Source organism: Kitasatospora sp. NE20-6 (assembly GCF_045862635.1).
Genome location: NZ_BPRL01000061.1, coordinates 14,211 through 40,070, shown reverse-complemented (window position 1 = coordinate 40,070; position 25,860 = coordinate 14,211). Strand labels below are relative to the sequence as shown.

19 protein-coding genes are annotated in these 25,860 nt (G+C 73.0%); 7 read left to right on the top strand and 12 right to left on the bottom strand.

Features of this window, described 5'->3' with window-relative positions; genetic code table 11:
* Nucleotides 1–12 precede the first annotated feature (12 nt).
* From SNE206_RS31470 to SNE206_RS31440, 7 genes are all read right to left on the bottom strand, one after another.
* Nucleotides 13–1,413, bottom strand: a complete 1,401-nt coding sequence (locus SNE206_RS31470) for an alkaline phosphatase family protein (RefSeq protein WP_407916947.1) — start codon at nucleotides 1,411–1,413, stop codon at nucleotides 13–15.
* Nucleotides 1,410–2,594 carry a metabolite traffic protein EboE gene (gene eboE, locus SNE206_RS31465; protein WP_407916946.1) on the bottom strand — a complete coding sequence of 395 codons (1,185 nt, stop codon included), beginning with the start codon at nucleotides 2,592–2,594 and terminating at the stop codon, nucleotides 1,410–1,412. The genes SNE206_RS31470 and eboE overlap by 4 nt, the downstream gene beginning before the upstream one ends.
* Nucleotides 2,594–3,445, bottom strand: a complete 852-nt coding sequence (locus SNE206_RS31460; RefSeq protein ID WP_407916945.1) for a TatD family hydrolase — start codon at nucleotides 3,443–3,445, stop codon at nucleotides 2,594–2,596. Before SNE206_RS31460 ends, eboE begins: the two co-directional genes overlap by 1 nt.
* Nucleotides 3,445–4,236, bottom strand: a complete 792-nt coding sequence (locus SNE206_RS31455) for an EboA domain-containing protein (RefSeq protein WP_407916944.1) — start codon at nucleotides 4,234–4,236, stop codon at nucleotides 3,445–3,447. The genes SNE206_RS31460 and SNE206_RS31455 overlap by 1 nt, the downstream gene beginning before the upstream one ends.
* Nucleotides 4,233–5,192, bottom strand: a complete 960-nt coding sequence (locus tag SNE206_RS31450) for a sugar phosphate isomerase/epimerase family protein (protein WP_407916943.1) — start codon at nucleotides 5,190–5,192, stop codon at nucleotides 4,233–4,235. The genes SNE206_RS31455 and SNE206_RS31450 overlap by 4 nt, the downstream gene beginning before the upstream one ends.
* Nucleotides 5,193–5,378: 186 nt before the next feature.
* Nucleotides 5,379–6,221 carry an SCO3242 family prenyltransferase gene (locus SNE206_RS31445; RefSeq protein ID WP_407916942.1) on the bottom strand — a complete coding sequence of 281 codons (843 nt, stop codon included), beginning with the start codon at nucleotides 6,219–6,221 and terminating at the stop codon, nucleotides 5,379–5,381.
* A complete protein-coding gene (locus tag SNE206_RS31440) occupies nucleotides 6,218–7,483 on the bottom strand; it encodes an inositol-3-phosphate synthase (protein ID WP_407916941.1) in 1,266 nt (421 codons plus the stop codon). The genes SNE206_RS31445 and SNE206_RS31440 overlap by 4 nt, the downstream gene beginning before the upstream one ends.
* Before the next feature lie 479 nt (nucleotides 7,484–7,962).
* On the opposite strand from SNE206_RS31440, the gene SNE206_RS31435 reads away from it, so the two are divergent.
* From SNE206_RS31435 to SNE206_RS31410, 6 genes are all read left to right on the top strand, one after another.
* Nucleotides 7,963–9,129 carry an ROK family protein gene (locus SNE206_RS31435; protein ID WP_407916940.1) on the top strand — a complete coding sequence of 389 codons (1,167 nt, stop codon included), beginning with the start codon at nucleotides 7,963–7,965 and terminating at the stop codon, nucleotides 9,127–9,129.
* Nucleotides 9,126–10,694, top strand: coding sequence for a sugar ABC transporter ATP-binding protein (locus SNE206_RS31430; protein WP_407916939.1), 1,569 nt, complete (start codon nucleotides 9,126–9,128; stop codon nucleotides 10,692–10,694). The genes SNE206_RS31435 and SNE206_RS31430 overlap by 4 nt, the downstream gene beginning before the upstream one ends.
* The gene (locus SNE206_RS31425; protein ID WP_407916938.1) at nucleotides 10,691–11,695 is read left to right on the top strand and encodes an ABC transporter permease; all 1,005 of its coding nucleotides are present in this window, start codon (nucleotides 10,691–10,693) and stop codon (nucleotides 11,693–11,695) included. Before SNE206_RS31430 ends, SNE206_RS31425 begins: the two co-directional genes overlap by 4 nt.
* Before the next feature lie 78 nt (nucleotides 11,696–11,773).
* Nucleotides 11,774–12,823, top strand: a complete 1,050-nt coding sequence (locus SNE206_RS31420) for a substrate-binding domain-containing protein (RefSeq protein WP_407916937.1) — start codon at nucleotides 11,774–11,776, stop codon at nucleotides 12,821–12,823.
* An 80-nt stretch (nucleotides 12,824–12,903) separates the two neighbouring features.
* Nucleotides 12,904–14,097 carry a Gfo/Idh/MocA family protein gene (locus tag SNE206_RS31415; protein ID WP_407916967.1) on the top strand — a complete coding sequence of 398 codons (1,194 nt, stop codon included), beginning with the start codon at nucleotides 12,904–12,906 and terminating at the stop codon, nucleotides 14,095–14,097.
* 251 nt (nucleotides 14,098–14,348) lie between these two features.
* On the top strand, nucleotides 14,349–15,533 hold the full coding sequence (locus SNE206_RS31410; RefSeq protein WP_407916936.1) for an ROK family protein: 1,185 nt from the start codon (nucleotides 14,349–14,351) through the stop codon (nucleotides 15,531–15,533).
* 77 nt (nucleotides 15,534–15,610) lie between these two features.
* Here SNE206_RS31410 and SNE206_RS31405 read toward each other — a convergent pair whose 3' ends face one another.
* Nucleotides 15,611–16,483 carry a DeoR/GlpR family DNA-binding transcription regulator gene (locus SNE206_RS31405; protein WP_407916935.1) on the bottom strand — a complete coding sequence of 291 codons (873 nt, stop codon included), beginning with the start codon at nucleotides 16,481–16,483 and terminating at the stop codon, nucleotides 15,611–15,613.
* A 350-nt stretch (nucleotides 16,484–16,833) separates the two neighbouring features.
* On the opposite strand from SNE206_RS31405, the gene SNE206_RS31400 reads away from it, so the two are divergent.
* A complete protein-coding gene (locus SNE206_RS31400; protein WP_407916934.1) occupies nucleotides 16,834–18,072 on the top strand; it encodes a PucR family transcriptional regulator in 1,239 nt (412 codons plus the stop codon).
* Nucleotides 18,073–18,315: 243 nt separating this feature from the next.
* Here the strand turns inward: SNE206_RS31400 and SNE206_RS31395 are convergent, their stop codons facing one another.
* The 4 genes from SNE206_RS31395 to SNE206_RS31380 all read right to left on the bottom strand — a co-directional run bounded on the left by SNE206_RS31395 (nucleotide 18,316) and on the right by SNE206_RS31380 (nucleotide 25,848).
* On the bottom strand, nucleotides 18,316–19,350 hold the full coding sequence (locus SNE206_RS31395) for an ABC transporter permease (protein WP_407916933.1): 1,035 nt from the start codon (nucleotides 19,348–19,350) through the stop codon (nucleotides 18,316–18,318).
* On the bottom strand, nucleotides 19,347–20,915 hold the full coding sequence (locus SNE206_RS31390) for a sugar ABC transporter ATP-binding protein (RefSeq protein WP_407916932.1): 1,569 nt from the start codon (nucleotides 20,913–20,915) through the stop codon (nucleotides 19,347–19,349). The genes SNE206_RS31395 and SNE206_RS31390 overlap by 4 nt, the downstream gene beginning before the upstream one ends.
* A gap of 138 nt (nucleotides 20,916–21,053) precedes the next feature.
* On the bottom strand, nucleotides 21,054–22,100 hold the full coding sequence (locus SNE206_RS31385) for a substrate-binding domain-containing protein (protein ID WP_407916931.1): 1,047 nt from the start codon (nucleotides 22,098–22,100) through the stop codon (nucleotides 21,054–21,056).
* Nucleotides 22,101–22,815: 715 nt separating this feature from the next.
* The gene (locus SNE206_RS31380) at nucleotides 22,816–25,848 is read right to left on the bottom strand and encodes a TIM-barrel domain-containing protein (protein WP_407916930.1); all 3,033 of its coding nucleotides are present in this window, start codon (nucleotides 25,846–25,848) and stop codon (nucleotides 22,816–22,818) included.
* Nucleotides 25,849–25,860: the final 12 nt, after the last annotated feature.

Sequence of the window (25,860 nt, the reverse complement as noted above, 5' to 3'; positions counted from 1 at the left end):
CGGGAAGGTCACTCAGGCGGTTCCGGCCACGGGCAGTCCGGCCAGCTCCAGCAGCAGGCCCTTCACCTCGGTGGCGGCGATCCGGTCACGGGCGGCGGACACGGCGGAGCAGAGCAGCACCGGCCCGTCCGCCGGATCGTCGGGCAGTCGCCCGTGCGAGCCGCGCACCGCCCGCGCGGCGGCGTCGAGGCCGACGACGTCCATGGTGTACCGCAGGCCGAGCTTCTTGCGGGCCAGGGCGAGCGCCGCACGCCGCCGGGCCGCGCCCGGCGCCTCCGGGTCGAAGAGGAGCTCCGCCGGGTCGTAGCCGGGCTTGCGGTGGATCTCCACCGTCCGGGCGAAGTCCGGGGCGCAGGCGTCGTCCAGCCAGTAGTAGTAGGTGAACCAGGCGTCGGGCCCGGCGACCAGCACCAGCTCGCCCGAGCGCGGATGGTCCAGTCCGTGCGCGGCCTTCCCCTCGGCGTCCAGCACCAGGTCCACCCCGGGCAGCGTCTCGCAGAGCCGGCGCACCGCGGCCACGTCCGCACGGTCCCGTACGTAGACATGGGCGACCTGGTGGTCGGCGACGGCGAACGCCCGGGAGGTCCAGGGGTCGAGGTACTCCATGCCGGCCTGGGTGTGCACGCTCAGCAGGCCCTCGGCACGCAGCAGCCGGTTGACGTCCACGGGACGGCGCGCCTCGGTGATGCCGTACTCGGAGAGCACCACCACGGTCGCGCCCCGGGTCTCGGCCGCCTCCAGCAGCGGTCCCAGCTCGGCGTCCAGCTCCCGGGCGGCGGCGGCGCTGCGCGGGTCGGCCGGGCCGTACCGCTGGAGGTCGTAGTCGAGGTGCGGGACGTACACCAGCGTCAGGTCGGGGTCGTGGTCGGCCATCACCTGGCGGGCGGCGCGGCAGATCCAGCGCGAGGAGGCCAGGCCCGCGCCCGGCCCCCAGTACTGGAAGAGGGGGAAGGTGCCCAGCAGGCCGGTCAGCCGGTCGTGCAGCCGGGGCGGGTGGGTGTAGCAGTCCGGGTCCTTGCGGCCGTCGGCGTGGTAGACCGGGCGGGGGGTGACCGTCCAGTCCACGTCCGCGCCCATCGCGTACCACCAGCAGACGTTGGCGACGGTGTAGCCGGGGCGGGTGCGGCGGGCCGTCTGCCACAGCTTCTCCCCGCCGACCAGTGCGTTGTGCTGCCGCCACAGCAGCACTTCGCCCAGATCCCGGAAGTACCAGCCGTTGCCGACCACGCCGTGGCCCGACGGCCGCTCCCCGGTGAGGAAGGTGGACTGCACCGAGCAGGTCACGGCGGGCAGCACCGTGCCCAGTTCGGCGCGGAAGCCGCGTTCGCCCACCGCCCGCAGCCGGGGCATGTGCGCCAGCAGACGGGGGGTCAGCCCGACCACGTCGAGGACGACCAGGGGGCTGCCGCTCATGCGATCGACCCCGTGGTCCCGGCCGGGACCGCGCCGCGGACGGACAGCTCCTGCGCTGCCCAGGCCAGCTCGGCGGCGATGCCGTCGGCCAGCCCGGCCTCGGTGCGGGGCCGGGCGCCGCCGGGCAGCACCCCCCAGGTGTAGGTCTCCACCTCCAGGTGGTCGCAGCCGGGGCCGTCCGGGCGCAGCAGGTCGTCCAGGGCGGCTCGCAGCACGGGGGTGGTGGAGCGCAGCGGCGGCGCGGGGTCCGCGTGCAGCGGCACGTGGTAGTGGACGCGCCAGGGGCCGGGCAGCCGCCGGTGCACCGCCTCGTCCAGGTCGTCGGCGCCGTGGCCGGACGGGGAGCGCACCTGGTGCAGGAAGCGCGGCTCGGACCAGCCGTGCAGCGCCGCGCCGTCGGCGGCCGGGTCCGCGACCTCCAGCGCGGCCGACAGCTGGACCTTGACCACCGGCAGCCCGGCGGCTGCCAGCCGGGCCAGCGCGGCCCGCGGATCCTCGTAGGCGCAGGCCAGGTGGGCCAGGTCCAGGCAGACCCCGATCCGCTCGGGGTCTGCGCCCCGCAGCAGCGCGGCGGCCTGCCCGGTGGTCTCCACCACGCATCCCGGCTCGGGTTCGAAGCCCACTCGCACCGGGCGGCCGGTGCGCCGCTCGATCTCTGCCAGCCCGGAGGCGAGCCGGTCCAGCGCCCGGGCGCAGCGGTCGGCCCGGTCGCCGTCCCAGGGGGTGCGCCAGGCCAGCGGGAGGGTGGAGACCGATCCGCGGGCGGCGTCGTCCGGCAGCAGGTCGGCGAGGACGGCGGCCAGGTTGAGGGTGTGGGCCAGCCGCTCGGGGGTGGTCCAGTCCGGCCGGTAGACCCGGTGCTTGACCACGGGGGCGTGGAACGCCTGGTAGGGGAAGCCGTTGAGGGTCACCACCTCCAGCCCGCGGGCGGCCAGTGCGAGGCGGAGCCGGGCCCGGGCGGCGGTGTCGGCGGCGAGGAGGGCTGCGACGGGGGCGGCGAGCCACAGGCCCACACCGAGGACCGGCGTGTCCAGGGTCCGGCGGACCACGGCGGCGTACCGGTCCAGCTGGCCCACGATGCCGGGCAGGTCCTCGGCGGGGTGCACGTTGGTGCAGTAGCCCAGGTGGAGGGTACGGGGCCGGTGGGTGGGTGAGGCCGGGTCGGGCAGGTGGAAACGCATCAGTTGCCTCCCCTGCGTATGGAGTTGCCTGCGAAGGCGTCCGCCGGCCGGGGGTCCGGGTCGAGTTCCAGTCGGCCCGACCGGGAGTAGAAGGCGACCGGGTTCCGCCACAGGACCTGGTCCACGTCGTCGGGGGTGAAGCCGGCGGCCAGCATGGCCCGGCCGGTCTCCCGGGTGAGGAGCGGGTCCGAGTGGCCCCAGTCCGCCGCCGAGTTGACCAGTATCCGGGCGGTGCCGTAGCGGAGCAGCAGGGCCACCGTGCGCTCCGGTGTCATCTTGGTGTCGGGGTAGACGGAGAACCCGGCCCAGCATCCGGCGTCCAGTACCCGCTGCACCGTCAGCTCGTTGAGGTGGTCGACCAGCACCAGGCCGGAGTCGATGCCGGACTCCCGCACCACGGCCAGCGTCCGGTCGGTGCCGACGGCCTTGTCCCGGTGCGGGGTGTGGACCAGGGCGGGCAGCTCGTGCTCCACCGCGAGCGCCAGCTGGGCGGAGAAGACCTCGTCCTCCTCGGGGGTCATCGAGTCGTAGCCGATCTCGCCGACCGCGACCACGCCGTCCTTCTCCAGGTAGCGGGGCAGCACGTCGAGCACCTCGCGGCAGCGCGCGTCGTTGGCCTCCTTCGGGTTGAGCGCCAGGGTGCAGTGGTGGCGGACCCCGTGCAGCGACGCCCGGTACGGCTCCCAGCCGAGCAGTGCGTCGAAGTAGTCGGTGAAGGAGGAGACCCCGGTGCGCGGCTGGCCCAGCCAGAAGGCCGGCTCGACGACCGCCCGGACACCGGCGGCGGCCATCCGGCGGTAGTCGTCGGTGGTGCGGGAGGTCATGTGGATGTGCGGGTCGAAGATGCGCATCAGCGGTTCTCCTGCTGCGGGAGGTGCGGGAGGTCCCGGGGATCGCCGCCGGGACCGTGAGCGGTGTCGGCCGGGTGGTCCCGGCGGTGGGTCAGGTCCCGGCCGTGGGTCAGGTCCCGGCCGTGGGTCAGGTCCCGGCGGCGGGTCAAGCGCTCCAGCAGGACGGCGGCGTCGGCCGGTACGGGGCGCCCCGCGCTGCGCCGTTCCTCGGCGAAGCCCGTCAGCATGGCGGCCAGGGTGGCGTCGGCGCGCAGGTCCAGACGGTGCACGACGGTCAGCGGCACTCCGGTGAAGACGCACTTCAGCACGGACTGGCGCCAGATCGCGTCGTCGAGGTGGTCGGCGGCCGGGCCGAGTGCGGCGGCCAGCAGCCGGGGGTCGTTGGTGCGGACGGCGTCGAGCAGCAGCGGTACCCCGAGGCGGCCGATCCCCAGTACGGGCAGGGCCTTGAGCACGGCGCGCTTTTCGGCGGCGTCGCCCGCCCGGTAGGCCTCCGCCACCACCTCGGCCAGTTCCGCGCCCTCCAGTCCGGTGGCGCCGAGCAGGACGGCGCGGGCGGCCTCGTCGGCCGTCCAGCCGGGTGCGGTGGGCAGCGGGCTGCGGCCGCAGCGGCGGGCGGCCGTCGCGAGGCGGTGTCCCAGCGCCGGTGCCCGGGTGGCACGGTCGGCGGTGGCCACGTCCCGGATCGCTTCGGCGAGCCAGCCGGCACCGGGCAGGGGTGCGAGGGCGGCCCGGAGTTCTGCGAGGGAGAGGTGCGGCCCGGCCGCGGGCGGGAGGGTCGTCCGGGTCACCTGGTCCTCCGTCGGGTGGTGGGCCGGGCGCTCCGCAGGTGTCCGGAGTCGTCGCTGCGGGGTTCCGCCGGGGTCCGGGCGGTTTCCTCCGGACCTCCCTGACGGGCGGTCGGCTCGGCGGCGGTGCGCAGGAAGGCGAGCGACGCGGCGGCGACCCGGGGGGCGGCGTGGGAGTGCCGGGGCAGCTCCACCGAGGTCAGGCCGCGGTAGCCGGACCCGGCCAGGACCTCCAGCACCGGCGGGAAGTCGATCTCGCCGGCGCCGAACTCCAGGTGCTCGTGCACGCCCCGCCGCATGTCCTCGATCTGTACGTGGACCAGGTACGGCGCGGCCGCCGCCACGCAGTCCGGCACCGGGTCCGGTTCCAGGCAGCGGCAGTGGCCGATGTCCAGCGTGAGTCCGAAGCGCTCCGGGGCGCCCAGGCGGCGGCGCAGCTCGTGCCAGTCCGCGAGGTCCGCCACCAGCATTCCCGGCTCGGGCTCGAAGCCCAGCACCACCTCCGCCCGCTCGGCGGCGGCCACCAGTTCGGTGCAGCCCTCCGTCAGCCGCCGCCAGGCGGTGGCGGGGTCGGTGCCCGGCTCGGGCGTGCCCGACCAGCAGGAGACCGCCTCCGCGCCCAGGTCGGCGCCGACCTCCACCGCCAGCCGCAGATAGGCCAGTCGGGACGCGGGGTCGTCGTCGAGCAGAGTGGGGCGGTGCTTGCGGCGCGGGTCGAGCAGGTAGCGGGCGCCGGTCTCCACCACCACCGCCAGGCCGAGTTCGCGCAGCAGGTCGGCGACGGCGGCGGTACGGCGGGCGAGGCCGGGGGCGAAGGGGTCCAGGTGGTGGTGGTCCAGGGTCAGGGCGACTCCCTGGTAGCCGAGGTCGGCGATGATCTGCAGGGCGTCGGTCAGCCGGTGGTCGCCGAAGCCGTTGGTGCCGTAGCCGAAGCGCAGCGGGGAGGGGGTGCCGGTCATGCGCGGGGGGGCTCCTTCGGGGACGAGTGGGGTGGGGGCTCGTGCCGGAACCGGGCGGAGGATGCGGGGCGGGACGTGGGCTCGTGCCGGAACCGGGCGAAGGTGCAGGGCCGGACGGGGGCTCGTGCCGGAACCGGGCGAAGGTGCAGGGCCGGACGGTCCGCGGCGAGCCGGGTCCGGGGCCGGTCAGGTCGGGGACATCCGTCTGGCGAGCAGCCTGCCCGCCACCGTCGCGGCGGCCAGGGCCAGGGCCGTCCGCGGTCGGCCGTGCCGGGCCGTGAGGGAGGCCTGCAGGGAAGGCAGCGACGTGATGCCGGCGGTGACGGCCTCCCGGATCCGGGAGGCGGTCGGCGACCGTACTGCAGCTGCCTGCGCCGATCCGTACCCGGCCGCGTACCAGCCGGCGAGCGTGCCGGCGGTGGCCGTCGTCCGGGCGCCGGCGGCGGCGCTCAGGGCGACGGTGGCAGCCAGGGTGACGGCGGGGAGGGAGGAGGTCGCGCCCGACACTTCCGCGCGGGACAGCGCGGTCACCGTCCAGGTGTGCGCGGCGACGGCCAGTGCCGCGGGCAGCGCGCGGCCCGGCTGCCCGCCGCTTGCCCCCAGCAGGACGTCCAGCGCCCTGCAGCAGGCCATCACGGGGGGACCGGCGGCCCCGCCCTTGGCCGCGAGGTCGTACGTCCACAGGGCGGCGGCCAGCGGTACCGCCGCCGCCAGGGCCCGGTAGCCGCCGGCCGCCGCGGCCAGGGTGACTCCGGCGCAGGTCAGCCCGGCGGCCAGGGCCAGCGCGGTGGTCGGCGAGACCCTGCCCGAAGGGATCGGCCGCTCCGGCCGTTCCCTGGCGTCGAGCTCACGGTCGGCCCAGTCGTTGGCGGCCATCCCGGCCCAGTAGAACGCGACGGAGGCAGCCGCCAGCCCGGCCGTCCGCGGGCCGAGGCAGCCTGCGGCCGAGGCCCCGGCGACGAGGTCGCCCGGTACGGAGAGAGCGGCCGGGGCCCGGACCAGCTCGGCCAGGTCGGGCAGCGTCGTCATCGGGCGGTCCCGGCGGCGAAGGCCCCGTCGGTCCGGTCCGGGGAGCCGCCCGTCCGGCCGGCGGAGGTGTCCGGTTGCCCGGCCGGGGTGTCCGGTTGCCCGGCCGGGCCGGTCAGCCGCTCGGCGAAGCCGCACAGCCGCGCCCACTGCTCCGCCAGGCCGTGCGGCAGGTCGCCCTCCGGGTCGAGCGGGTCCTTGAAGAAGAAGGCCAGGTCGGGCAGGGGGCCGGCGAGCCCGGCGCGGTGGGCGGCGGCGGTCAGCCGGGCGAGGTCCAGGACCAGGGGTGCCGCCAGTGCCGAGTCGCAGCCGTGCCAGGTGAACTCCAGCCGCATGCGGGTGTCCAGGAAGCCGGAGAAGCTCACCAGGTCCCAGGCTGTCTTGAAGTCCCCCAGGTCGGGCACGTAGTCGATCCGGCAGTCGCCCTCGGGCCGGTGGCCCAGGATCGCCGGCAGCACCTGCTGCTTGCTGGCGCTCTTGGCGGCGTTGGCTCCCGGGTCGGCCAGGGAGGCGCCGTCGCCGCCGCCCAGCAGGTTGATCCCGGACCAGCTGCGGACCCTGAGGTTGCGCATCGCGAACATCGGCGCCAGTACGGACTTCAGCAGCGTCTCGCCGGTCTTGCCGTCGTGCCCTGCCAGGGGCAGTCCCTGACGCTCCGCCAGCTGCATCAGGGCCGGCAGCCGTGCACCGGTGGAGGGGGTGAAGTCCACGTACGGGCAGCCCTGTTCCAGCGCGGCGAGGGCGTAGAGCGAGCTGGGCGGCAGTACCGCCGCGCCGGGCTCCTCCAGGGCGCCGCGCAGGGCGTCCAGGTCCCCGTGGGCGGGGTGCGGCGGCGGCGCGGGCTCGGTGTTGGAGAGGTTGACGACCACGACGCGGGACAGCGCGTGGCGGTGGGCGAACCCGGCGAGGTCGGCGCGGACGGCGCGGACGGCGGAGGCCTGGTCGGGGTGGTCGCCGGGCTCGGGGGCGGGACGCAACTCGCTTTCCACTTCGGCCAGTTCGGCGGCCAGCGCGGCCACGAGCCGGGCGGGGACGACACCGGAGTCGGCCAGTTCCTCGGCCTTCTTGAGGAGTCGCAGGTCGGACCTGTCATGGCCGCCCACGACCAGGTCGGTCCACTCCGGCAGTGCTGCAGCGGCGAAGGGCGGGAGTTCGGTGACACAGCCGTCGGGCGCGGCCAGGCCTGCTCTCAGGGCCAGCAGGCCGAGGACCGAGGTGGTCGCAACGGAACCGCGGGCACCGATGAACCAGAGTCCGGTGGGCATGGAGCCTCCGTGCGGGAGGGGCGGGTACGCGGGGAAGCCGCGGTGTCCGCGGGGGACCACAGCGGCGTCACGAGCGTGGCGCTCCGGTGATGGACTGTCAAGAGACTAACGAGGGAACGAACTTAAAGGCGCATCCGGTGCGACATACTTTTGGCTCACTCGTAGAAAAGTTTCGTCGTTCTCTGTCAAAGATCTGGACAGGCCGCGGCGCCGTCCCTACGGTCTGGCAGTGCGGCTCGGGCCGGTGAAGCCGCGGGCCGCCGGTCGGACGGCGTCCGCACGGCCGGCCGGCAGCACCACGACGCCGATCCGCCCGGTCCACCGATTCACCGATCCATCGATCCACCGGCCCGCCGATGCCCGGATGCAGAGGTGCACGCACCCTGCCGACATCCCGCACGGTCCCCGTCCACCCGGCAGGCGCGAGGGCTCTCGCGACCCCGGCCGACCCCCCCCGTTCCTTCGAAGGAGGTGATTCCGTGAGCGTCCGGTACGGAGTGCTGAGCCTGTTGCGCGATCTCGGCCCGCTGTCCCGTGCCGAGCTGTCCGGCCGGCTGGAGGTGCCGCGTCCGCGACTGCTGGCCGAACTCGACCGCATGGTCGCCGCCGGCCACGTGCTGGAGGCGGGGCCCGCCCTGTCCAGGGGAGGCCGCCGCTCCACCCTTGTCGAACTCCATCCCGGTGTACGCTTCGCCGCCGTCGACCTGGACACCGGCTGGGTGAACGTCGAGATCACCGACGGCCGGCTGGAGCCGGTCGCCTCCCGCGCCGAACCCTGCGACATCCGCTCCGGTCCCGGCGCCGTGCTGGACCGGATAGGCGAACTGCTGCACACGATGCGCGCCCAGGGCCACTACGCCCGTCTGAGCGCCATCGGCATCGGCATCCCGGGGCCCGTCAGCTTCCGCGACGGCGTCCCCGTCTCCCCGCCGATCATGCCCGGCTGGGACCGCTTCCCGGTGCGCGACGAACTCGCCCGCGGACACGGCTGCCCCGTGGTGGTGGACAACGACGTCAACGTGATGGCTCTCGGCGAGCAGCACAGCGGCGTGGCCCGGGCCGTCGACGACCTGCTCTTCGTCAAGATCGGCAGCGGCATCGGCTGCGGCATCCAGATCCACGGCCGGATCTACCGGGGTGCCGAGGGGTGCGCCGGCGACATCGGCCACCTGCAGGTCGAGGCCGGCGGACCCGTCTGCGCCTGCGGCAACACCGGTTGCCTGGAGGCGTACTTCGGAGGCACCGCACTCGCCAGGGACGCCACGGCGGCGGCCCGGTCCGGCCTGGCCCCGGCGCTGGCCGAGCGGCTCGCCGCCGCCGGCGCCCTCACCGCGGAGGACGTCGCCGCCGGCGCGGCGGCCGGCGACATCGTCTGCGTCAACCTGATCCGCGAAGGCGGTCGCCGGGTCGGCCAGGCGCTGGCCACGCTCGCGAACTTCATGAACCCGTCGATGATCGTCATCGGCGGAGGGCTGGCAGGGCTGGGCCACCTGCTGCTCGCCGAGATCCGCAGCGTGGTCTACCAGCGCTCGCTGCCGCTCGCCACCGGCAATCTGCCCGTGGTCCTGTCCGAACTCGGTTCCCGGGCCGGCGTCGTCGGCGCCGCCCTGCTGGCCAGCGAACTCGTCTACGGGAGACCTTCATGACCGACCCACCGGCCCCCGCCCGTGCGGACCGCACCGCCGCCGGTGCCGAAGAAGCACCACTCCTCACCCTGCGCGGCATCGTCAAGACGTTCCCCGGCGTCCGCGCCCTGGACGGCGTGGACCTGACCGTGCGCCCCGGCGAGGTGCACTGCCTGCTCGGCCAGAACGGCGCCGGCAAGTCCACCCTGATCAAGGTCCTCTCGGGGGTGCACCGGCCCGACGCGGGTGAACTGCGCTGGCAGGGACGGCGCGTGGCGTTCACCGGCCCCCAGGCCGCCATGCGGGCCGGGATCGCCACCATCTACCAGGAACTCGACCTGGTCCCCGACATGACGGTCGCGGAGAACATCTTCCTCGGCCACGAGCCACGCACCGCCGGCTTCGTCCACCGCGGCGCCGTCAGGGAGAGCGCCCGGGCGGTACTCGAACGCCTCGGCCACGGAGAGATCCCGGTCACCCGTCCGGTGGGCAGACTGCCTGCCGCCGCCCAGCAGATCGTCAGCATGGCCCGGGCCCTCTCGGGCAGCGCCCGGCTGATCGTCATGGACGAGCCCAGCGCGGTGCTCGCCCACGACGAGGTCGAGAACCTCTTCCGGATGATCCGCAGACTGCGCTCCCAGGGCATCGCGGTCATCTACATCTCGCACCGCCTGGAGGAGATCCGCGAGATCTGCGACCGGGTCACCGTCCTCAAGGACGGCCGCACCACCGCCGCCGGCCTGCCCGCCCGCACTCCGGCCGACGAGCTCGTCTCCCGGATGACCGGCCGCTCGCTGGAGTACGTCTTCCCGCCCCGGCCCGAGGCGCCGCCGTCCGGCGGCGAACTGCTCCGGGTCGAAGGCCTCGGCCGGCGCGGGGAGTTCGCCGACGTCTCCTTCACCGTGCGACCCGGCGAGATCGTCGGCATCGCCGGGCTGGTCGGCTCCGGCCGCTCCGAGGTGCTGGAGACCGTCTTCGGTGCCCGCCGCCCCGACACCGGCCGGGTCAGCGTCGACGGCGTACGGCTGCGGCCCGGCAGCGTACCCGCCGCCGTGCGGGCGGGTCTCGGCCTCGCCCCCGAGGAGCGCAAGAGCCAGGCGCTGCTGCTCGGCGAGCCCGTGCAGCGGAACATCGGCCTGGCGACGCTGAGTCGGCACGCCGTCGCCGGTTTCGTCCGCCGCGGCGCCGAGCGGGCCGCCGCGACCGAGGTCGCCGACCGGCTGGAGCTGCGCCCGCGCGACGTGGGCCGCAAGGTCCGCACCCTCTCCGGCGGCAACCAGCAGAAGGTGGTGGTCGGCCGCTGGCTGCTCGGCGGCACCCGGCTGCTGCTGCTCGACGAACCCACCCGCGGCGTGGACGTCGGCGCCCGCGCCGAGCTCTACCGGGTGATCAGGGAACTGGCCGGAGGCGGGGTGGGGGTGCTGCTGGTCTCCAGCGAGGTGCCCGAAGTGCTCGGTCTCGCCGACCGGGTCCTGGTGATGCGTGAGGGCCGGATCGTCCGGGAGGCCCGCGCGACGGAGATCGACGAACCCACGGTCCTCGACCTCGTCATGGCGGGGTCCCTCTCGGAAGGAGCGGTCCAGTGACCGATCTCGCCCCGGCACACGTGCCGGCGACCAAGCCCGGCTGGTGGAAGGGGGACGCGAGCGAGCCGGTCCGGCGCAACCTGGGACTGGCCGCCGTACTGATCGCCTTGGTGATCATCGGCATGATCAGCGCCTCCGACCAGTTCCTCACCAGCGGCAACATCCTCAACATCCTCACCCAGGCCTCCGCCATCGGCGTCATCACCCTCGGGATGACCTTCGTGATCATCGGCGGCGGCATCGACCTCTCGGTGGGCGCGCTCACCGCCCTCGCCGCGATCTGGTGCACCACCGTCGCCACCCAGGACTACGGCGCGACCGGCATGATCTTCACCGCCGTCGTGGTCGGCACGCTGGCCGGCGCCGTCAACGGCCTGCTGGTCGCCTACGGGCGCCTCGTGCCCTTCATCGCCACCCTGGCCATGATGGTCGGCGCCCGCGGCCTGGCCACCAAGATCTCCGACAAGCAGACCCAGCCGGTCGAGGTCGATGCGATCAACCGCCTCGCCGAGGCCAAGGTGGCCGGCGTCCCGGCACTCGTGCTGGTCTTCGCCGCGGTCACCGCCGCCGGCTGGGTGCTGCTCAACCGCACCACCTTCGGCCGCCGCACCGTCGCGGTCGGCGGCAACGCGGAGGCCGCCCGGCTGGCCGGCATCAACGTCCGCCGGCAGACCGTCTACCTGTACGCGCTCTGCGGCTTGTGCTGCGGCATCGCCGCCGTGATGGTCGTCGCCCAGGCCAACGCCGGGTCCTCCGGCCAGGGCGACCTCTACGAGCTGGACGCCATCTCCGCCGCCATCATCGGCGGCACCGCCCTCACCGGCGGCCGCGGCAGCGTCGTCGGCTCGTTGATGGGCGTCCTGGTGTTCACCACCATCACCAACCTCTTCATCCTCAACAACCTGCCGACCGAGGTCCAGAACATCGTCAAGGGCGCCATCATCGTCGGCGCCGTCCTGGTCCAGGAGTTCCAGCCCCGTGAACTGCTGCGGCGGCGCTGAACCACCTCTCCTCCCCTGCCGCGCGGCCTTCGGGACGCCGGCCGCACGTCAACCCCCTCCACTCGCGAAGGACATGCCATGAACGCTCAGCCCCAGCCGCTCTCCCGCAGAAGGATCCTCCTCACCGGTGCCGTCGCCGGCGCCGGCGCACTCGTGGCCGGCTGCACCTCCAACCACCGCGACGAGGACCCGGTCGCCGCCGCCCCGGTCGCCGCCACCAGCGGCACCCCCGGCAAGGCCATCACCGTCGGCTTCTCCGTGCCGGCCGCCGACCACGGCTGGATGGCCGCCATCACCTCCAACGCCCAGGGCCGCGCCAAGCAGTACAAGGAGGTCACCTTCAAGGCCGTCGAGGCCGGCGAGGACGCCACCGCGCAGCGCGCCGCCCTGGAGACCCTCATCCAGTCCAAGCCCGACGTCATCATCGTGCTGCCGCACGACGGCGCGCAGCTCACCGCCTCCGGCCGCAAGGCCATGCAGGCGGGCATCCCGGTCATCAACCTGGACCGCGAGTTCTCCGACGAACTGGCCTTCCGCGTCCTGGTCAAGGGCGACAACTACGGCATGGGCGTGGCCGCCGGCCACTTCATCGGCGGTCGGCTCAAGGCCGCCGGCAAGACCGCCCCGGTCATCGCCGAGATCGCCGGGATCGACAACCTGCCGCTCACCCAGGAGCGGAGCAAGGGCTTCAAGGACACGCTCGCCGGCTACGGCTTCACCGTCGGCCACCGGGCCGCCGCCGAGTTCACCATCGACTCCGGCCAGCGGGTCGCCGCCAACCTGCTCCAGGCCGCCCCCGCCCTGGACGCGCTCTGGAACCACGACGACGACCAGGGCGTCGGCGTGCTCGCCGCCATCGGCCAGGCCGGACGCAAGGAGTTCTTCATGGTCGGAGGCGCCGGCTCCCGCAAGGCCATGGAGCACATCCGGGACGACGACAGCGTCCTCAAGGCCACCGTGACCTACAGCCCCAGCATGTCCGCCTCGGCCGTGTCCCTGGCCAGGCTGGTCGCCAACGGCCGCGGCATGGGCGACCTGGCGGAGCTCGGCGTCCCCAAGGAGATCCGCCTCGCCTCGGAGACCATCACCAAGGAGAACGTGGCGAACTACCTGCCGCTCGGCTTCTGACGCACGCCCGGGGTGCCGGCGCCGCGCCGGTCCCTCCACGACAGGGAGAGAAATTGTCCACTCAACGACTTCGGATCGGCATGGTCGGGCATGCCTTCATGGGCGCCGTGCACTCCCAGGCATGGCGCACCCTGAACCACGTCTTCGACCTGCCGCTCCGGGTCGAGCAGACGGCGCTGTGCGGCCTCCACCCCGACCAGGCCGAGGCCGCCGCGCACCGGCTCGGCTGGGCCGGGCACCTCACGGACTGGCGTGAGCTCGTCGCCCGTGACGACATCGACGTCATCGACATCTGCACTCCCAGCGACAGCCACGCCGAGATCGCCGTGGCGGCACTCGCGGCGGGCAAGCACGTGCTGTGCGAGAAGCCGCTGGCCAACACGGTCGACGAGGCCCGCACCATGACCGCGGCCGCCGAGCGGGCCGCCGCCCGCGGGATCCGTTCCATGTGCGGCTTCACCTACCGCCGGGTGCCGGCGCTCTCGCTGCTGCGCAACCTCATCGCCGACGGCCGCCTCGGTGAGATCCGGCACGTGCGCGCCACCTACCTCCAGGACTGGATCACCGACCCGGAGTTCCCCCTGGTCTGGCGGCTGCGCAGGGAACGGGCGGGATCCGGCGCACTGGGCGACGTGGGTGCCCACATCGTCGACCTGGCGCACTACCTGACCGGCAGCCGGCTCACCGGGGTCACCGGGGTCACCGAGACCTTCGTCCACCTGCGGCCGCTGCCCGCCGACCGGGACGGCGGCAGCGGCGGGCTCACCGCCGAGGCTGCCGCCACGCCCGAGCTGGGACGGGTGACGGTGGACGACGCGGCGGTCTTCATCGGACGGCTGGAGAGCGGCGCCCTCGCCACCTTCGAGGCCACCAGGTTCGCCACCGGCCGCAAGAACGCGCTGCGCATCGAGGTCAACGGGTCGCTCGGCTCAGCCGCCTTCGACTTCGAGCGGCTCAACGAGCTGGAGTTCCTGGACACCGCCCAGCCCGCCGCCGAACAGGGCTTCCGGCGCATCCTGGTCACCGAGCCCGACCACCCCTACCTGGCCGCCTGGTGGCCGCCCGGCCACGGGCTCGGCTACGAGCACAGCTTCACCCACCAGGCCCGCGACCTGGTCGCGGCGATCGCCGAGGGGCACGACCCCCGGCCCTCGTTCGCCGAGGCGCTCCAGGTGCAGCTGGTGATCGACGCCGTGGAGCGCAGCGCGACGAACAGCTCCTCCTGGACCGCCGTACCGGAGGCCACGACGGAAACGGAGGCCGAAGCGGCCTGAGACCCGGCCGCCCGTACTGTCCGGTGGCCACCCCGGCGGCCGGTGGCCACCGGACGGCTGTTCCAGGACCGATCCGCCGCAGGAACAACTCCGGCACGGAACCCCGGCGTTCGTCTCGTGGAGAGACAAAGGCGCTATCGGTTCAGCCAATACCCTTTCCGGACACGAAGCGTGACTGCTAGGTTCGACGGGAACAGCCGGGGGCTGGGACGCTACCGAGTCGCGGGGAAAGGAGAGGTGGAGTGCGGCGGATGACGGCACGGGTCGCCAACTCCCACCAGAGCACGCTGCTTCTCCGGCTACGGGACAGGGGCTCTCAGTCACGGGCCGTTCTGGGCGAGGTGATCGACCTCTCCCGTTCGAAGCTGGCCGTGGAGATCGACCGGCTGCTGGAAACCGGCCTGGTCGTCCAGGACGGCGTCGCGGCCTCGCGCGGCGGACGTCCCTCGCACAACATCCGGCTCTCCCCCGACCTGCGCTTCCTCGGGATAGACATCGGTGCCACCTCGGTCGACGTCGCGATCACCAACGCGGAGCTGGAGATCCTGGGCCACCTCGCCGAACCGCTGGACGTGCGGGAGGGACCTGTCGCCGTGTGCGAGCGGGTGCTGGCGATGGTGGCCGAGCTCCGCGCCGCCGGCCATGCCGAGCACCTAGACGGGGCCGGGGTCGGGGTGCCGGGCCCGGTGCGCTTCCCCGAGGGCATCCCGGTCGCCCCTCCGATCATGCCCGGCTGGGACGGCTACCCCCTCCGCGAGGTCCTGGGCCAGGAGCTCGGCTGCCCCGTCCTGGTGGACAACGACGTGAACGTGATGGCGCTGGGCGAACAGCACGCCGGCGTGGCCCGCTCCGTCGGCGACTTCCTGTTCGTCAAGATCGGCACCGGCATCGGCTGCGGCATCGTGGCCGACGGCCGGGTGCACCGCGGCGTCACCGGCAGCGCCGGCGACATCGGGCACATCCAGGTCGAGCCGAACGGGCACCTGTGCATCTGCGGCAACCAGGGCTGCCTTGAGGCCTACTTCGGCGGCAACGCCCTGATCCGCGACGCCCGCGCGCTCGCCGCCGACGCCCGCTCGCCCGAACTCGCCGCGCGGCTGGCATCCACCGGTGCGCTGACGCTCGCGGACGTGGCCGCGGCAGCGGCCGCGGGGGACAGCGCGGCCCTCGAACTCATCCGGCAGGGCGGCCACCGCACCGGTCAGGTCATCGCCAGCCTGGTCAGCTTCTTCAACCCCGCCATGGTGGTGATCGGCGGAGGCCTCACCGGCCTCGGGCACACGCTGCTCGCCAGCATCCGCACCCAGGTGTACCGGCAGTCCCCGCCGCTGGCCACCGGCAACCTCCCCATCGTGCTGAGCGAACTCGGCTCCACCGCGGGCGTCATCGGCGCGACCCGCCTCATCAGCGACCACCTCTTCTCCGTCGCCCACTGATTCCCGGCGCGGTCCGCCGGGCCGGACACGCCGTCCGGTGAGGTGCCCGTGCCGCTGCGCGCCCGGGACGGGGCGGTTCATCCGAACCTGGCGACGCCCGTGACGCCCTCTGCACCGGTCGCACGGGAAACTGCCGGACCGACAGGGTCCGTTGCGCTCGCCACGATCAGCTTGCCCACGGCGTCCCCGAGCAGGGTCTGGGCCTGGGGTTCGAGCTTGTCGTCGGTGATGAAGAGGTCGACCTCGTCGAGCCGGGCGAAGCTGCTGAGCCCGACGATCCCCCACTTGGTGTGGTCGGCGACCACCGCGACCCGCTGGGCGGAGGAGATGAGGGCGCGGTTGGTCTGCGCCTCCGCGAGGTTCGGCGTGGTCAGCCCCGCCCGGTCCGAGACGCCGTGGGCGCCCAGGATCAGCAGGTCGACGTGGAGGGTGCGGATCGCCTGGTCCGCGATCGGGCCGACCAGCGCCGCGGAGCGCGTGGGCGAGCCACCGGTCAGCAGCAGCGACGGTGCGGTCCCGCCCCGTTCCTGAGCGGTCGTGCGAAGGAGATCGCCGATCGGGAGCGAGTTGGTGACCACGGTCAGGTGAGGGATGTTCAGCAGCCGCATGGCGATCGCGTAGGTCGTGGTGCCGGCCGAGAGGGCGATCACGGTGCCGGTCTCGACGAGTGAGGCGGCCGCGTCGGCGACGGCGGCCTTCGCGGCGGATTCCCGGCCGGACTTGGCTTCGAAACCGGGTTCGTCGACGGCCCCGCCGGGATTGGCCACGGCGCCCCCGTGGACCTTCTGCACCGCCCCGGCTCTGGCGAGTGCGTCCAGGTCGCGTCGGACGGTCATGTCGGAGACCCCGAACTGCTCGACGAGGTCGGACACCCGGACAGCACCTGACTGGCGCACGCGGTCGATGATGAGGGAACGTCTCTGGGACGCCAGCATCGCCGCATCCGCCATGACCATCCCCTGTCGCACACACCGCACGCCGTGACATCGGACCGAAAGCACCGGAACCGAACAGACACAGGATAGGCCTCAACATCACCGGGGAGGAATGGGCAAGCCGGTGGAATCGGCCGGCGGGCCGCCCGGGCGCCCGGGGGCCGGGTGGGCGGACGTGCCACGAGGAGTCCCTTCGCCGATGAGGAGCGCTCGGACCGGCGGCCGGAACAGGGCGCCACGAGCCTGGCCACAGTGTGGCCGCGATCAGGCCCGGTGCATACGGATCCTCCGATAACATCGCAGCGCCGACCTTGTGCCGGCCGACAAACCTGACGGTAGAGACGGTGGATCGAGGCGAACCCCTCATGGAGCACGAGACCCCGCCCGCCTGGCCCGTACGGCGGCGGATGCCCGACCTCTCCGCCCTCGACGGCCCGACGCGCGCCACGGTGGTGGCGGCCGTGGAACGTCTGCGCGCGCTGCGCGGGGTCTTCGCCGACCGCCTCCTGGCCCTCGTCCGGTCGGACGTTCCCGGCTACGCGGTCCTGTCCGACGACGAGCTCCGGGCGTCGGCCCGCCGGTTCATGGACATCCTCATCGGGGAGCTCTCGGCCCTGCGGGTTCCCGACGGTGCGCTGCGCGACATGCTCGGCGAGTACGCCCTGGAGCGCGTCGCCCGTGGAGTCCCCCTCGACGTCCTCGCCATCGGTTACCAGCTGGGCTCGCGCGAGATGCTCGCCCTGATCGACGAGGTCGCCGCAGAGGTCGACCTGCCCTCCGGACTCCTGCTCGCGGTGCACGACAGCACCTGGGAGTTCGCCAACGAGGCGTCCTCGGTCTTCGCCCGGGTCCAGCACGACCTGGCCCTGGAGCGCGCGCATTTCGACGCCGAGCGCCGCTCCGCCTTCGCGGGGGGCGTGCTCGGCGGGGCGTTCACCACCGAGCGGATCCACCGTGACGCCCCTCTCTTCGGGCTCGACCTCCAGCTCCCCCACGTCGCCCTCGCCGCGCGAGCGGCGTCCGCCGCCGACGCCGACGCGGTCCGCCGCGCCGTCGCGTCCGCCGTCGGTGTCCCCGCCGACCGTCTCCTGCTGGCCCAGGTGGGGCCCGGCCTGGGCTTCATCGTTCCGAAGGCCCCCGCGAGCACCGCCCACCACCTGGTCGCAGCCGGCCCGCCCCTGCCCCTCGAACAACTCCACCACGGCTTCGACGAGGCGGTGGTGGCACTTGAGACCGCCGAGCGGTTCGCGATGACCGGGCTGGTACGGCTCTCCGACCTGGGGCCGCGTCCCCTGGTCCGCTCCGCCGCCCGAACCGCCGACCTGCTCTCGGCGCGCCACCTCGCGGCCCTCGACGAGACGGGACGGTCGAACCGCGAGATCGAGGAGACCGCGCGGGTGTACCTGGAGTGCGACCAGGAGGTCCGGGAGACGTCGCAACGGCTCGCCGTCCACCCGAACACCGTGCGCTACCGGGTCAACCGCTTCCAGGTGCTCACGGGGCTGAACCTGCGGCACACCGAGGACCTGGTGACCGCGTGGTGGCTGCTGAACCGGCGGCGGACGCACGGCCACCCGTCCCGGCCGCCGCTCCCGCCCGCCTGACCCGAACCGCCCCGGACGGACCCGCGTCCGCGGCGGGGCCGTCCGCCCCGGCACCCGGGACGAGGGGCCCGGCCGGGGCGGCGACGTGCACACCCCGGTGGTCGGCGACTCACCCGCGTCGACGACGAGGCCCGACCGGCGCACCCTGTCGGGGCACACCGGTCGGGCTTCGTCGTCAGGCCTGCCGGACTCCCCCGGGCGGGGCCGGCGGGGTTCTTCCGGTGACCGCCGGCACGCCGGCCGTCAGGCCGGGAGGCCGATGGCGCGTTCGCCGTTGCGGCGCTGCTGGATGACGACGGCGATGACGAGGAGCGCGCCCTGGGCGACGTTCTGCCAGAAGGAGTTGATGCCCTGGACGGTGAGGCCGTTCTCCAGGGCGCCGAGGAGTGCGACGGCGAGCAGGGTGCCGCCGATGCCGCCCTTGCCTCCGCGGAGGGCGCAGCCGCCGAGGGCGGCGGCGGTGATGGCCTTGAGTTCGAGTCCTTCGCTGCCGGAGGTGGGCTGGCCGGAGCCGGTGCGCGCGGTGAGGAGGATGCCGGCGACGGCGGCGACGGTGCCGATGAGGGCGTAGACGGCGACGAGGTACTTGTTGATGTTGATGCCGGCGAGGCGGGCGGCGGTGTCGTTGCCGCCGATGGCGTAGATGTTGCGGCCGATGTCGGTGTACTTGAGGAGGAGGTGGACGGCGAGGGAGGTGAGGATGAGGATCCAGACCATGACGGGGAGGCCGGCGATCTTGCCGCGGCCGAGGAAGACGAAGACGTCGTTGTTGAGGACGTAGCCCTGGGCGCGGCCGTTGGAGACGAGCTGGGCGAGTCCCTTGTAGGCGGCGAGGCCGGCGAGGGTGGCGATGGTGGGGTTGACCCGGCCGTAGACGATGACCACGCCGTTGAGGACGCCGATGAGGATGCCGACGCCGACGGCGGCGGCCATGCCCACGAACGGGTTGGCGCCCGCGCTGGTGAAGGCCATGGCGCTGACGACGGAGGCGACGCCGGCCTGGGAGCCGACGGAGATGTCGAGGCCGCCGCAGATGATGACGACGGTCTGGACGACGGCGAGCAGGCCGGTGATGGTCGCGGCCTCGGCGATGACCTGGATGTTGTTGACGCTGAGGTAGTTGTCGTTGAGCACGCCGAACAGGGCGAGGACGACGGCCAGGGCGCCGATCAGGCTGAGGTTCTGACCGCCGATCGTGGCGAGGAACGTCAGCGGGTTCGAGCCCTTGCGCCGGTCGGGGCTGCTGTCGGCGGCCGGTCGGGTGGTCGTGGTGCTCATGCGGATGCTCCAGGGACGGGGGCGATGTCGTCGGCCATGGCGAGGTTGAGGATGGCTTCTTCGGTGGCCTCGGCGCGGTCGAGTTCGCCGGTGATGCGGCCGTTCTGCATGACGACGATGCGGTCGGCGAGGCCGAGGACCTCGGGGAGTTCGGAGGAGATGACGAGGATGGCGACGCCCTGCTCGGCGAGGTCGGCGATGATCCGGTAGATCTCGGCCTTGGCGCCGACGTCGATGCCGCGGGTCGGCTCGTCCAGGATCAGCACCTTGGGTTTGTGGGCCAGCCAGCGGGCGAGGACGACCTTCTGCTGGTTGCCGCCCGAGAGCTTGCGCACCTCGTGCTCGATCGACGGGGTGCGCACCCGCAGCCGGTCGGCGTACTCCTGCGCCAGCTCCCGCTCCGCCGAGCGGCGGACGAAGCGGAAGCGGCGCAGGCGCTCCAGGACGACCAGCGAGGTGTTGTCGCGGATCGAGCGGTGCAGGAAGAGGGCCTGGGCCTTGCGTTCCTCGGGCGCGAGGCCCAGGCCCGCACGGATGGCGGCTCCGGGCTTTCCCGGGGGCAGCCGTCGGCCGTCGAGGGTGACGGTGCCGGAGCGGACCGGCAGGTCGCCGGCGAGGGCGAGGGCGAGCTCGGAGCGTCCGGCGCCGATCAGGCCGGCCAGGCCGACGACCTCGCCCGCGTGGATCTGCAGGGTGACGTCGCGCACGGCGTCGGTGGTGACGCCCTGGACGTCGAGGACCAGGCGGCCGGGGGTGACGCGCTCGCGGGTGAACATGGCGGACAGGTCGCGGCCGACCATGAGGCGCACCAGCTCGCCCTCGCTGGTGGTGGCGGCGTTCTGCACACCGGCGAGGGCGCCGTCCCGCAGCACGGCGATGCGGTCGGCGAGTTGGAAGATCTCCTGCATGCGGTGGGAGACGTAGACGATCGCGACGCCGTCGTCACGGAGCCGGCGGATCAGCGTGAAGAGCGCGTCGACCTCGTGCTCGGACAGCGAGGAGGTCGGCTCGTCGAAGGCGACGATCTTCGCGTCCTCGGTCAGTGCGCGCATGATCTCGACGAGCTGGCGCTGGGCCGGGGTGAGCCGGGAGCCGAGCAGTCCGGGGTCGAGGACCTTGTCGAAGCCGTACCGTCGGAGGTCGGCGGTGATGCGGCGGCGCAGTTCGGCGCGGTCGAGGCGCCGGCCGGCCTTGCGGGGCAGGGAGCCGGCGTAGACGTTCTCGGCGACGGAGACGTGCGGGATGATCTCGGGTTCCTGCGGGATGATCCGGATGCCGGCGCGGCGGGCGTCGGTCGGTGTGGCGAACTGGACGGGTTTGCCGTCGAGGACGACGCTGCCCTCGGTGGGCCGGTGGTCGCCGGTGAGGATCTTCAGGAGCGTCGACTTCCCGGCGCCGTTCTCCCCCATGAGGGCGGTGATCCGGCCGGCCGGGAAGTCCAGGGTGACGCCGCCGAGAGCCTGCACCGGGCCGAACCGTTTGACGACGTTCTGCACGCCGGCGCTGCCGGGGGTCGGTGCGGCGGGCGGGCGGGGATCCGGGTTCGTGTCGTGGGCTGTGCTCACGGTGGTCACCTTCGGGTTGTGCGGGAGACGGGAGGCGCTTGTCACGCGGGGGCCGGTGACATGGGTGGCGGGTCGCCGCCCCGGCCCCGCCGGGGGGGCGGGGTGCCGGGGCGGTGGTGGCCGGTGTCCGGCCGGGTGTCAGCTGCAGGTGACGCCGGCGGACTTCCAGGTGGTCGCGTCGACCATGGTGGTCGCGGCGAAGGCCTCCTTCGGGAAGTCCTTGCTGTTCTTGAGCTTGTCGTACATGGTCTGGACGGCCAGCGCCCCGACGTCCTTGCCGTTGATGAAGAGCGCGGCCTTCATGCCGGAGGGCTTGCTGCCGCTCCAGTCCTTGCAGGCGAGGTAGGCGCCGAGGCCGACGCCGATGACGTTGTCGGCGCCGATGCCGGCGTTCTCCATGGCGGTGACGCCGCCCTGGACGTTCTCGTCGTTGCAGCCCCACACCACCCAGTGCTTGACGCCCGCGTTGGCGGTGATCGTGGCGGCGATCTTGTCCTGGGCACCGGTGGGCGTGTTGTCGGTCGCGACGTCGATCTTCTGGACGCTGGCGCCGGACGCCGCGATGAACGCGTCCTTCGCGGCGTTGACGCGGTCGGCGCAGACGGTGACGTCCTGCTTCCAGGCGGAGACGATGCGGGTGTCGGCCTGGTTCCAGCCGGCCTTCTTGAACTCCTCGCCGGCGCGCTTGCCGACCTCGGTGCCCATCTGCTGGCCGGAGAAGCCGATCCGGGCGACGAGGTCGTCCTTGCCGCACGCGGACGGGTCCGGGCCGGTGGCGCAGATCTGGTCGTCGGAGGTCAGCAGGGCCACCTTGCCGTCCTTCGCGGTCTGCACGACCTGCGGCCCCACCGCCGGGTCCGGCACCACGATGATGATGCCGTTGGTCTTCTGCGCGATGGCCGACTGCACCTCGCTGACGGTCTTGTTGGCGTCGTTGCCGAGGTTGACGACCTTGAGGTCGATGCCCAGTTCGGCGGCCTTGGCCTTGGCGCCTGCCGCCTCGCCCACGAAGTACTCCTGGTCGCCCTGCTTCTGCAGGTAGGTAATCGAGATCTTGCCGTTCACCGGCGCCGCGGGGACGGCGTCCGACGTCACCGACTCCTGCCCGGTGGAACAGGCGGTGGCCAGGCCGAGGGTGAGCAGCAGGCCGGTCGCAGCGACGGTGCGGCGGGTGGTGCGGAACATGGACAGCTCCTTGAGCATGCGCCGGTGTCGGCGCTGGTGTGCGGGGGAAGGCGGCGGTACCGGGAACGCATGGCTGACCGCGGTGGGATGGGGAGGGCAGGGCCTCTCCGGAGACGTCCGCGGACTGCGGCAGCCCGTTCCACCAATAACTAACACGTTCAAACGGTATGCAACACATAACATCCTTGACGCGCAACGGCGTCAAGGGGGCGGACGGACCGATATCTGCTCGTGACCATCTGTCACGCGCGTTTCGGCCCATCGCATTCGTTCAGCCAAAAACCTAAACTGGCATGCCTGTTGATCAATCAACCAGCCGCCGCCCGCCGGCGGTGTCCGGCTTCACGGGCCCGCGGGCAGCTGACCTGCAGATTCCCACGCGTGTCGACACCGGGCCGGTTTCACACACATTCCGACACCGGACCGGTGTCCGGTCGACGGGGCCGGCGGAGGGCGTGGTCACCCCCGTCGGAGCCGCGTGCCGCTCCTGCGCACGCTTCCGGCCGGACGGACGGGCGTGCGGACCCTCACGGGAGCCGACCGCGACGCCGAAGGCTGCCGCCCCTTCGCACGGGGGCGGCAGCCTTCGGTCACTGCCCGGACGTGCCGGGCACGCTCGTCCACCGGTCGTGTCCCGCACCGGTCGTGTCCCGCACCGGTCGTGTCCCGCACCGGGCTTCGGGCGGCGGGGCCGGGACTGACGGGACGGCTCCTGCTACAGCACGGTCAGGCTGTCGAAGTTCGCTCCGGTGGCCTTGGTGAGGGTCGCGCGGACGGTGACGTTCGTCCCCTGCGGGAGGTTCTCGGTGCAGGAGGCCGTCGCCCAGGTGTCCCAGCTGCCCGTGGGCGGCAGGGCGAGGGTGGAGCCCTTCCTGCCGTTGACGTCGATGGTCACGGGGCGGTCGGTGTCGCTTCCGTTGGCGTAGCGGATGAGGAGTTGCCTGTTCCCGGCCGACGCCACGCTTACCGTCCACGCGATGGTGGCCCCTGCGGACGTCCCGTCGAAGTCGGCGTAGCCGGTGCCGGTGTAGCCGGGATGGCGGGTGTCGAGGATGAAGGTGCTGTCGAACCGCGCGCTCTCGGCCTGGTGGACCGTGCCGCCGCCGACGGCCGGGAAGGAGGCACCGCTGGGCTCGACGGTCGCGGCGGTGCCGCCGTTCCCGCTCACGGGGATCTCCGGTGTGACGACGGTCAGGACCTTCGCCTGCGCGTCCCACACGCTGCCGCCCGCGCTCCCGCTGATGAGGGCCGCGGCCTCGCTGGTGAAGGCCGGCAGGGTGGCACCGCCGTTGACCCGCATCCCCACGGGCTTCGCGAGGCCGTGGAAGCGGACGAGGTAGCGGCGCCTGTCGGGCGCGCCCTGGTACGTCCCCTGCGGGTGCGCGACGACGACGCGGGTCGCGGCGTCGGTGTAGGTGAGGCGGGTGACGCTGGTGTTCTGGGCACCGGCCCGGTACGCCTCGGTCACCCCGTCGTCCTCGACGAGTTCGAAGGCGCCGTCGGCCCCCGCGTAGACCTCCATCTCCAGCTGCCGCTTGGTGAGGTAGGCGGTGCTCTGCGCGTACGGGTACCTGGGCAGGATCGCCCCCGCCTTGACGAACAGCGGTGTCTCGCCGGTACGGGTGGTCCAGGCGAAGTCGCCGGTGTCGGATCCGGTGTGCTTGATGTCCGCCCAGAAGTTGTACCAGGTGGCTCCGGCCGGCAGCCAGATCTGCTGGACGCCCCCGCCGTCGGAGGTGAGGGGTGCGACGAGGAGCGAAGGGCCCCACATGTACTGCAGGTCGTGGGTGTAGGCCTGGGGCCGGTCCTGGTGGTCGATCACCATGGCCCGTGCCATGGGCATGCCGGTGGCGGCGGCCTGGTGGGCGAGCGTGTAGATGTACGGCATCAGGGTGTACCGCAGTTGGCCGTACCGGGCGAAGTCGGCCTGCGCCTGCGCTCCCTGGTCGAGCGGCCAGCGCGATGCCTTCGTGCCGTACTGGGCGGTCGAGGCGGAGGTGTGGGGGCGCCAGATCGGGGAGAGGCTGGACCAGGCGACCGGCCAGTTGCGGTAGAAGGCGTCGGAGACCGTGCCGCCGTCGAAGCCGCCGCCGTCGATGTTGGCGAAGGGGAAGCCACCGAGACCGGCCGTCTGCATGCCCCGGATCTGGTTCCGCATCTCCTCGTAGGTCTGGCTGATGTCACCCGTCCAGTAGTGCCCGTAGCGCTGCTGGCCCGCGGTCGCGCCGCGGCTCCAGGTCCACGGGCGCTTGGCGGATCCGATGTGCCCGCTCCCCGAGGGGTCCCAGCCTTCTCCGCCGACCCCCTTGTGCAGGTTCAGGAAGTAGGCGTTGCGCCCTTCGGCCCAGGTGCGGCCGTCGGCCGTCCTCGCCGTGTACGGGATCCCTCCGAGGTCGTCGGTCTCGTCGATCCACAGACCGTCACCGGGGTACCCGAGGCTCGGGTCGAGGGCCTTGTCCCAGAAGACCTTCCACACCCAGGCGCGGGTGGCGGGGTTGGTCCAGTCGGGGACGGCGTTGCTGTCCTTCACGTCCTTCAGGTCGGCCGCCGCGAGGCTGTAGCCGGGCGGCGGGCCGGCCTTCCACCCCGCCATCTCGTTGGTGTTGTTGCGGTTGTAGTCCAGGGTCACGGTGACGCCGTTCGCGGCGGCCCACTTCCGGTAACCGGCGGGGTCGGGCCAGCGGTCGGGGCTGAACTCGAACCACGAGCCGGACCAGGAGCCCGAACCGGCGCGCCAGCGGTTGTCGTTGACCTGGTGGTCGAAGGGGAAGCCGGCCGCGCGGTGCCGGCCGATCTTCTCGCGCCACCAGTCCTGGGTGCTCACGTCGGCGAAGCTCTTGTCGGACATGTGGAGTCCGAAGATGGACTGCTGGGGCAGTCGCGGGCGGCCGGTGAGCCGGGTGTAGCGGTCGAGGAGCTGCGCGAACCGGGGACCGTTGATCAGGAAGTAGTCCACCTGGGGGCGTGCGCCCCCGGCGTCGTGCCCGTCGGCGAAGAACCCGTACCCGTTGCTGCCGCCGAAGTTGAAGGTCGTGTCGAACGTGGTGTTGAAGAACACCCCGTACCCCTTGCTGGAGAGATAGAACGGCACGATCGCGGGCGCCTGGTCGATCGGGTTGTGGGCGGCGGCGTACGCGTCGGCGTAGTTGTGGGAGAGCGTGTCGCCGGTGCGGTCGAGCCGCGGTGCACGGCCGAGTACGCCGTGCCCGGCCTTGAGGAAACGCTCGCCCGAGGACGGCGGGGCGAATGCCTGGGTGGCGATGGTGGCGTTCGTGCCGCCCCAGCTGATGCCGCGGGTGGCGTCCTCCTTCACCAGCAGGGCGCCGGTGGCCCGGGAGTAGAACTCCAGCCGCATCGGCCGCTTGCGCAGGACGACGCGCAGGCCGTCGGCCGCGGCGGTGTGCACCTCGATGGTGTCCGAGGTGACGGTGAGGCTCAGGCTGCCGCCCATGGCGGAGTGGTTCCCGGGCACCACCATCTCGTAGCGGGTGTCCGCGAAGAAGCTCTCCCCGGCGCGGGCGGCGTGCACCCTGACGATCTGGTCCCCGTACGCGGTGAGGCGCAGTTGCTGACCGGTCGTGCTGGTGACGGTGACGCTCCGGCTGTCGGCCGTGTGCTTGGAGTAGTCGGCGAGCTGTTCCGGGGCCGCAGCCGCCGCGCGGGTGGGCACGGTGCTCACCGCGCCCACGGCCATCGCGCCGACGGCCGTGGAGAGCAGGGTCCTGCGCTTGATCTGTCCGGGTTCCATGGTGTCTCCCAT

Bases quoted from the DNA above. Each gene is read 5' to 3' on its own strand.
- SNE206_RS31405 (WP_407916935.1), bottom strand. From the start codon at position 16,483: ATGGCGGATGCGGCGATGCTGGCGTCCCAGAGACGTTCCCTCATCATC.
- eboE (WP_407916946.1), bottom strand. From the start codon at position 2,594: ATGCGTTTCCACCTGCCCGACCCGGCCTCACCCACCCACCGGCCCCGT.
- SNE206_RS31400 (WP_407916934.1), top strand. From the start codon at position 16,834: ATGGAGCACGAGACCCCGCCCGCCTGGCCCGTACGGCGGCGGATGCCC.
- SNE206_RS31440 (WP_407916941.1), bottom strand. From the start codon at position 7,483: ATGCCCACCGGACTCTGGTTCATCGGTGCCCGCGGTTCCGTTGCGACC.
- SNE206_RS31380 (WP_407916930.1), bottom strand. From the start codon at position 25,848: ATGGAACCCGGACAGATCAAGCGCAGGACCCTGCTCTCCACGGCCGTC.
- SNE206_RS31445 (WP_407916942.1), bottom strand. From the start codon at position 6,221: ATGACGACGCTGCCCGACCTGGCCGAGCTGGTCCGGGCCCCGGCCGCT.
- SNE206_RS31395 (WP_407916933.1), bottom strand. From the start codon at position 19,350: ATGAGCACCACGACCACCCGACCGGCCGCCGACAGCAGCCCCGACCGG.
- SNE206_RS31470 (WP_407916947.1), bottom strand. From the start codon at position 1,413: ATGAGCGGCAGCCCCCTGGTCGTCCTCGACGTGGTCGGGCTGACCCCC.
- SNE206_RS31420 (WP_407916937.1), top strand. From the start codon at position 11,774: ATGAACGCTCAGCCCCAGCCGCTCTCCCGCAGAAGGATCCTCCTCACC.
- SNE206_RS31460 (WP_407916945.1), bottom strand. From the start codon at position 3,445: ATGCGCATCTTCGACCCGCACATCCACATGACCTCCCGCACCACCGAC.
- SNE206_RS31410 (WP_407916936.1), top strand. From the start codon at position 14,349: ATGACGGCACGGGTCGCCAACTCCCACCAGAGCACGCTGCTTCTCCGG.
- SNE206_RS31415 (WP_407916967.1), top strand. From the start codon at position 12,904: ATGGTCGGGCATGCCTTCATGGGCGCCGTGCACTCCCAGGCATGGCGC.
- SNE206_RS31385 (WP_407916931.1), bottom strand. From the start codon at position 22,100: ATGTTCCGCACCACCCGCCGCACCGTCGCTGCGACCGGCCTGCTGCTC.
- SNE206_RS31450 (WP_407916943.1), bottom strand. From the start codon at position 5,192: ATGACCGGCACCCCCTCCCCGCTGCGCTTCGGCTACGGCACCAACGGC.
- SNE206_RS31430 (WP_407916939.1), top strand. From the start codon at position 9,126: ATGACCGACCCACCGGCCCCCGCCCGTGCGGACCGCACCGCCGCCGGT.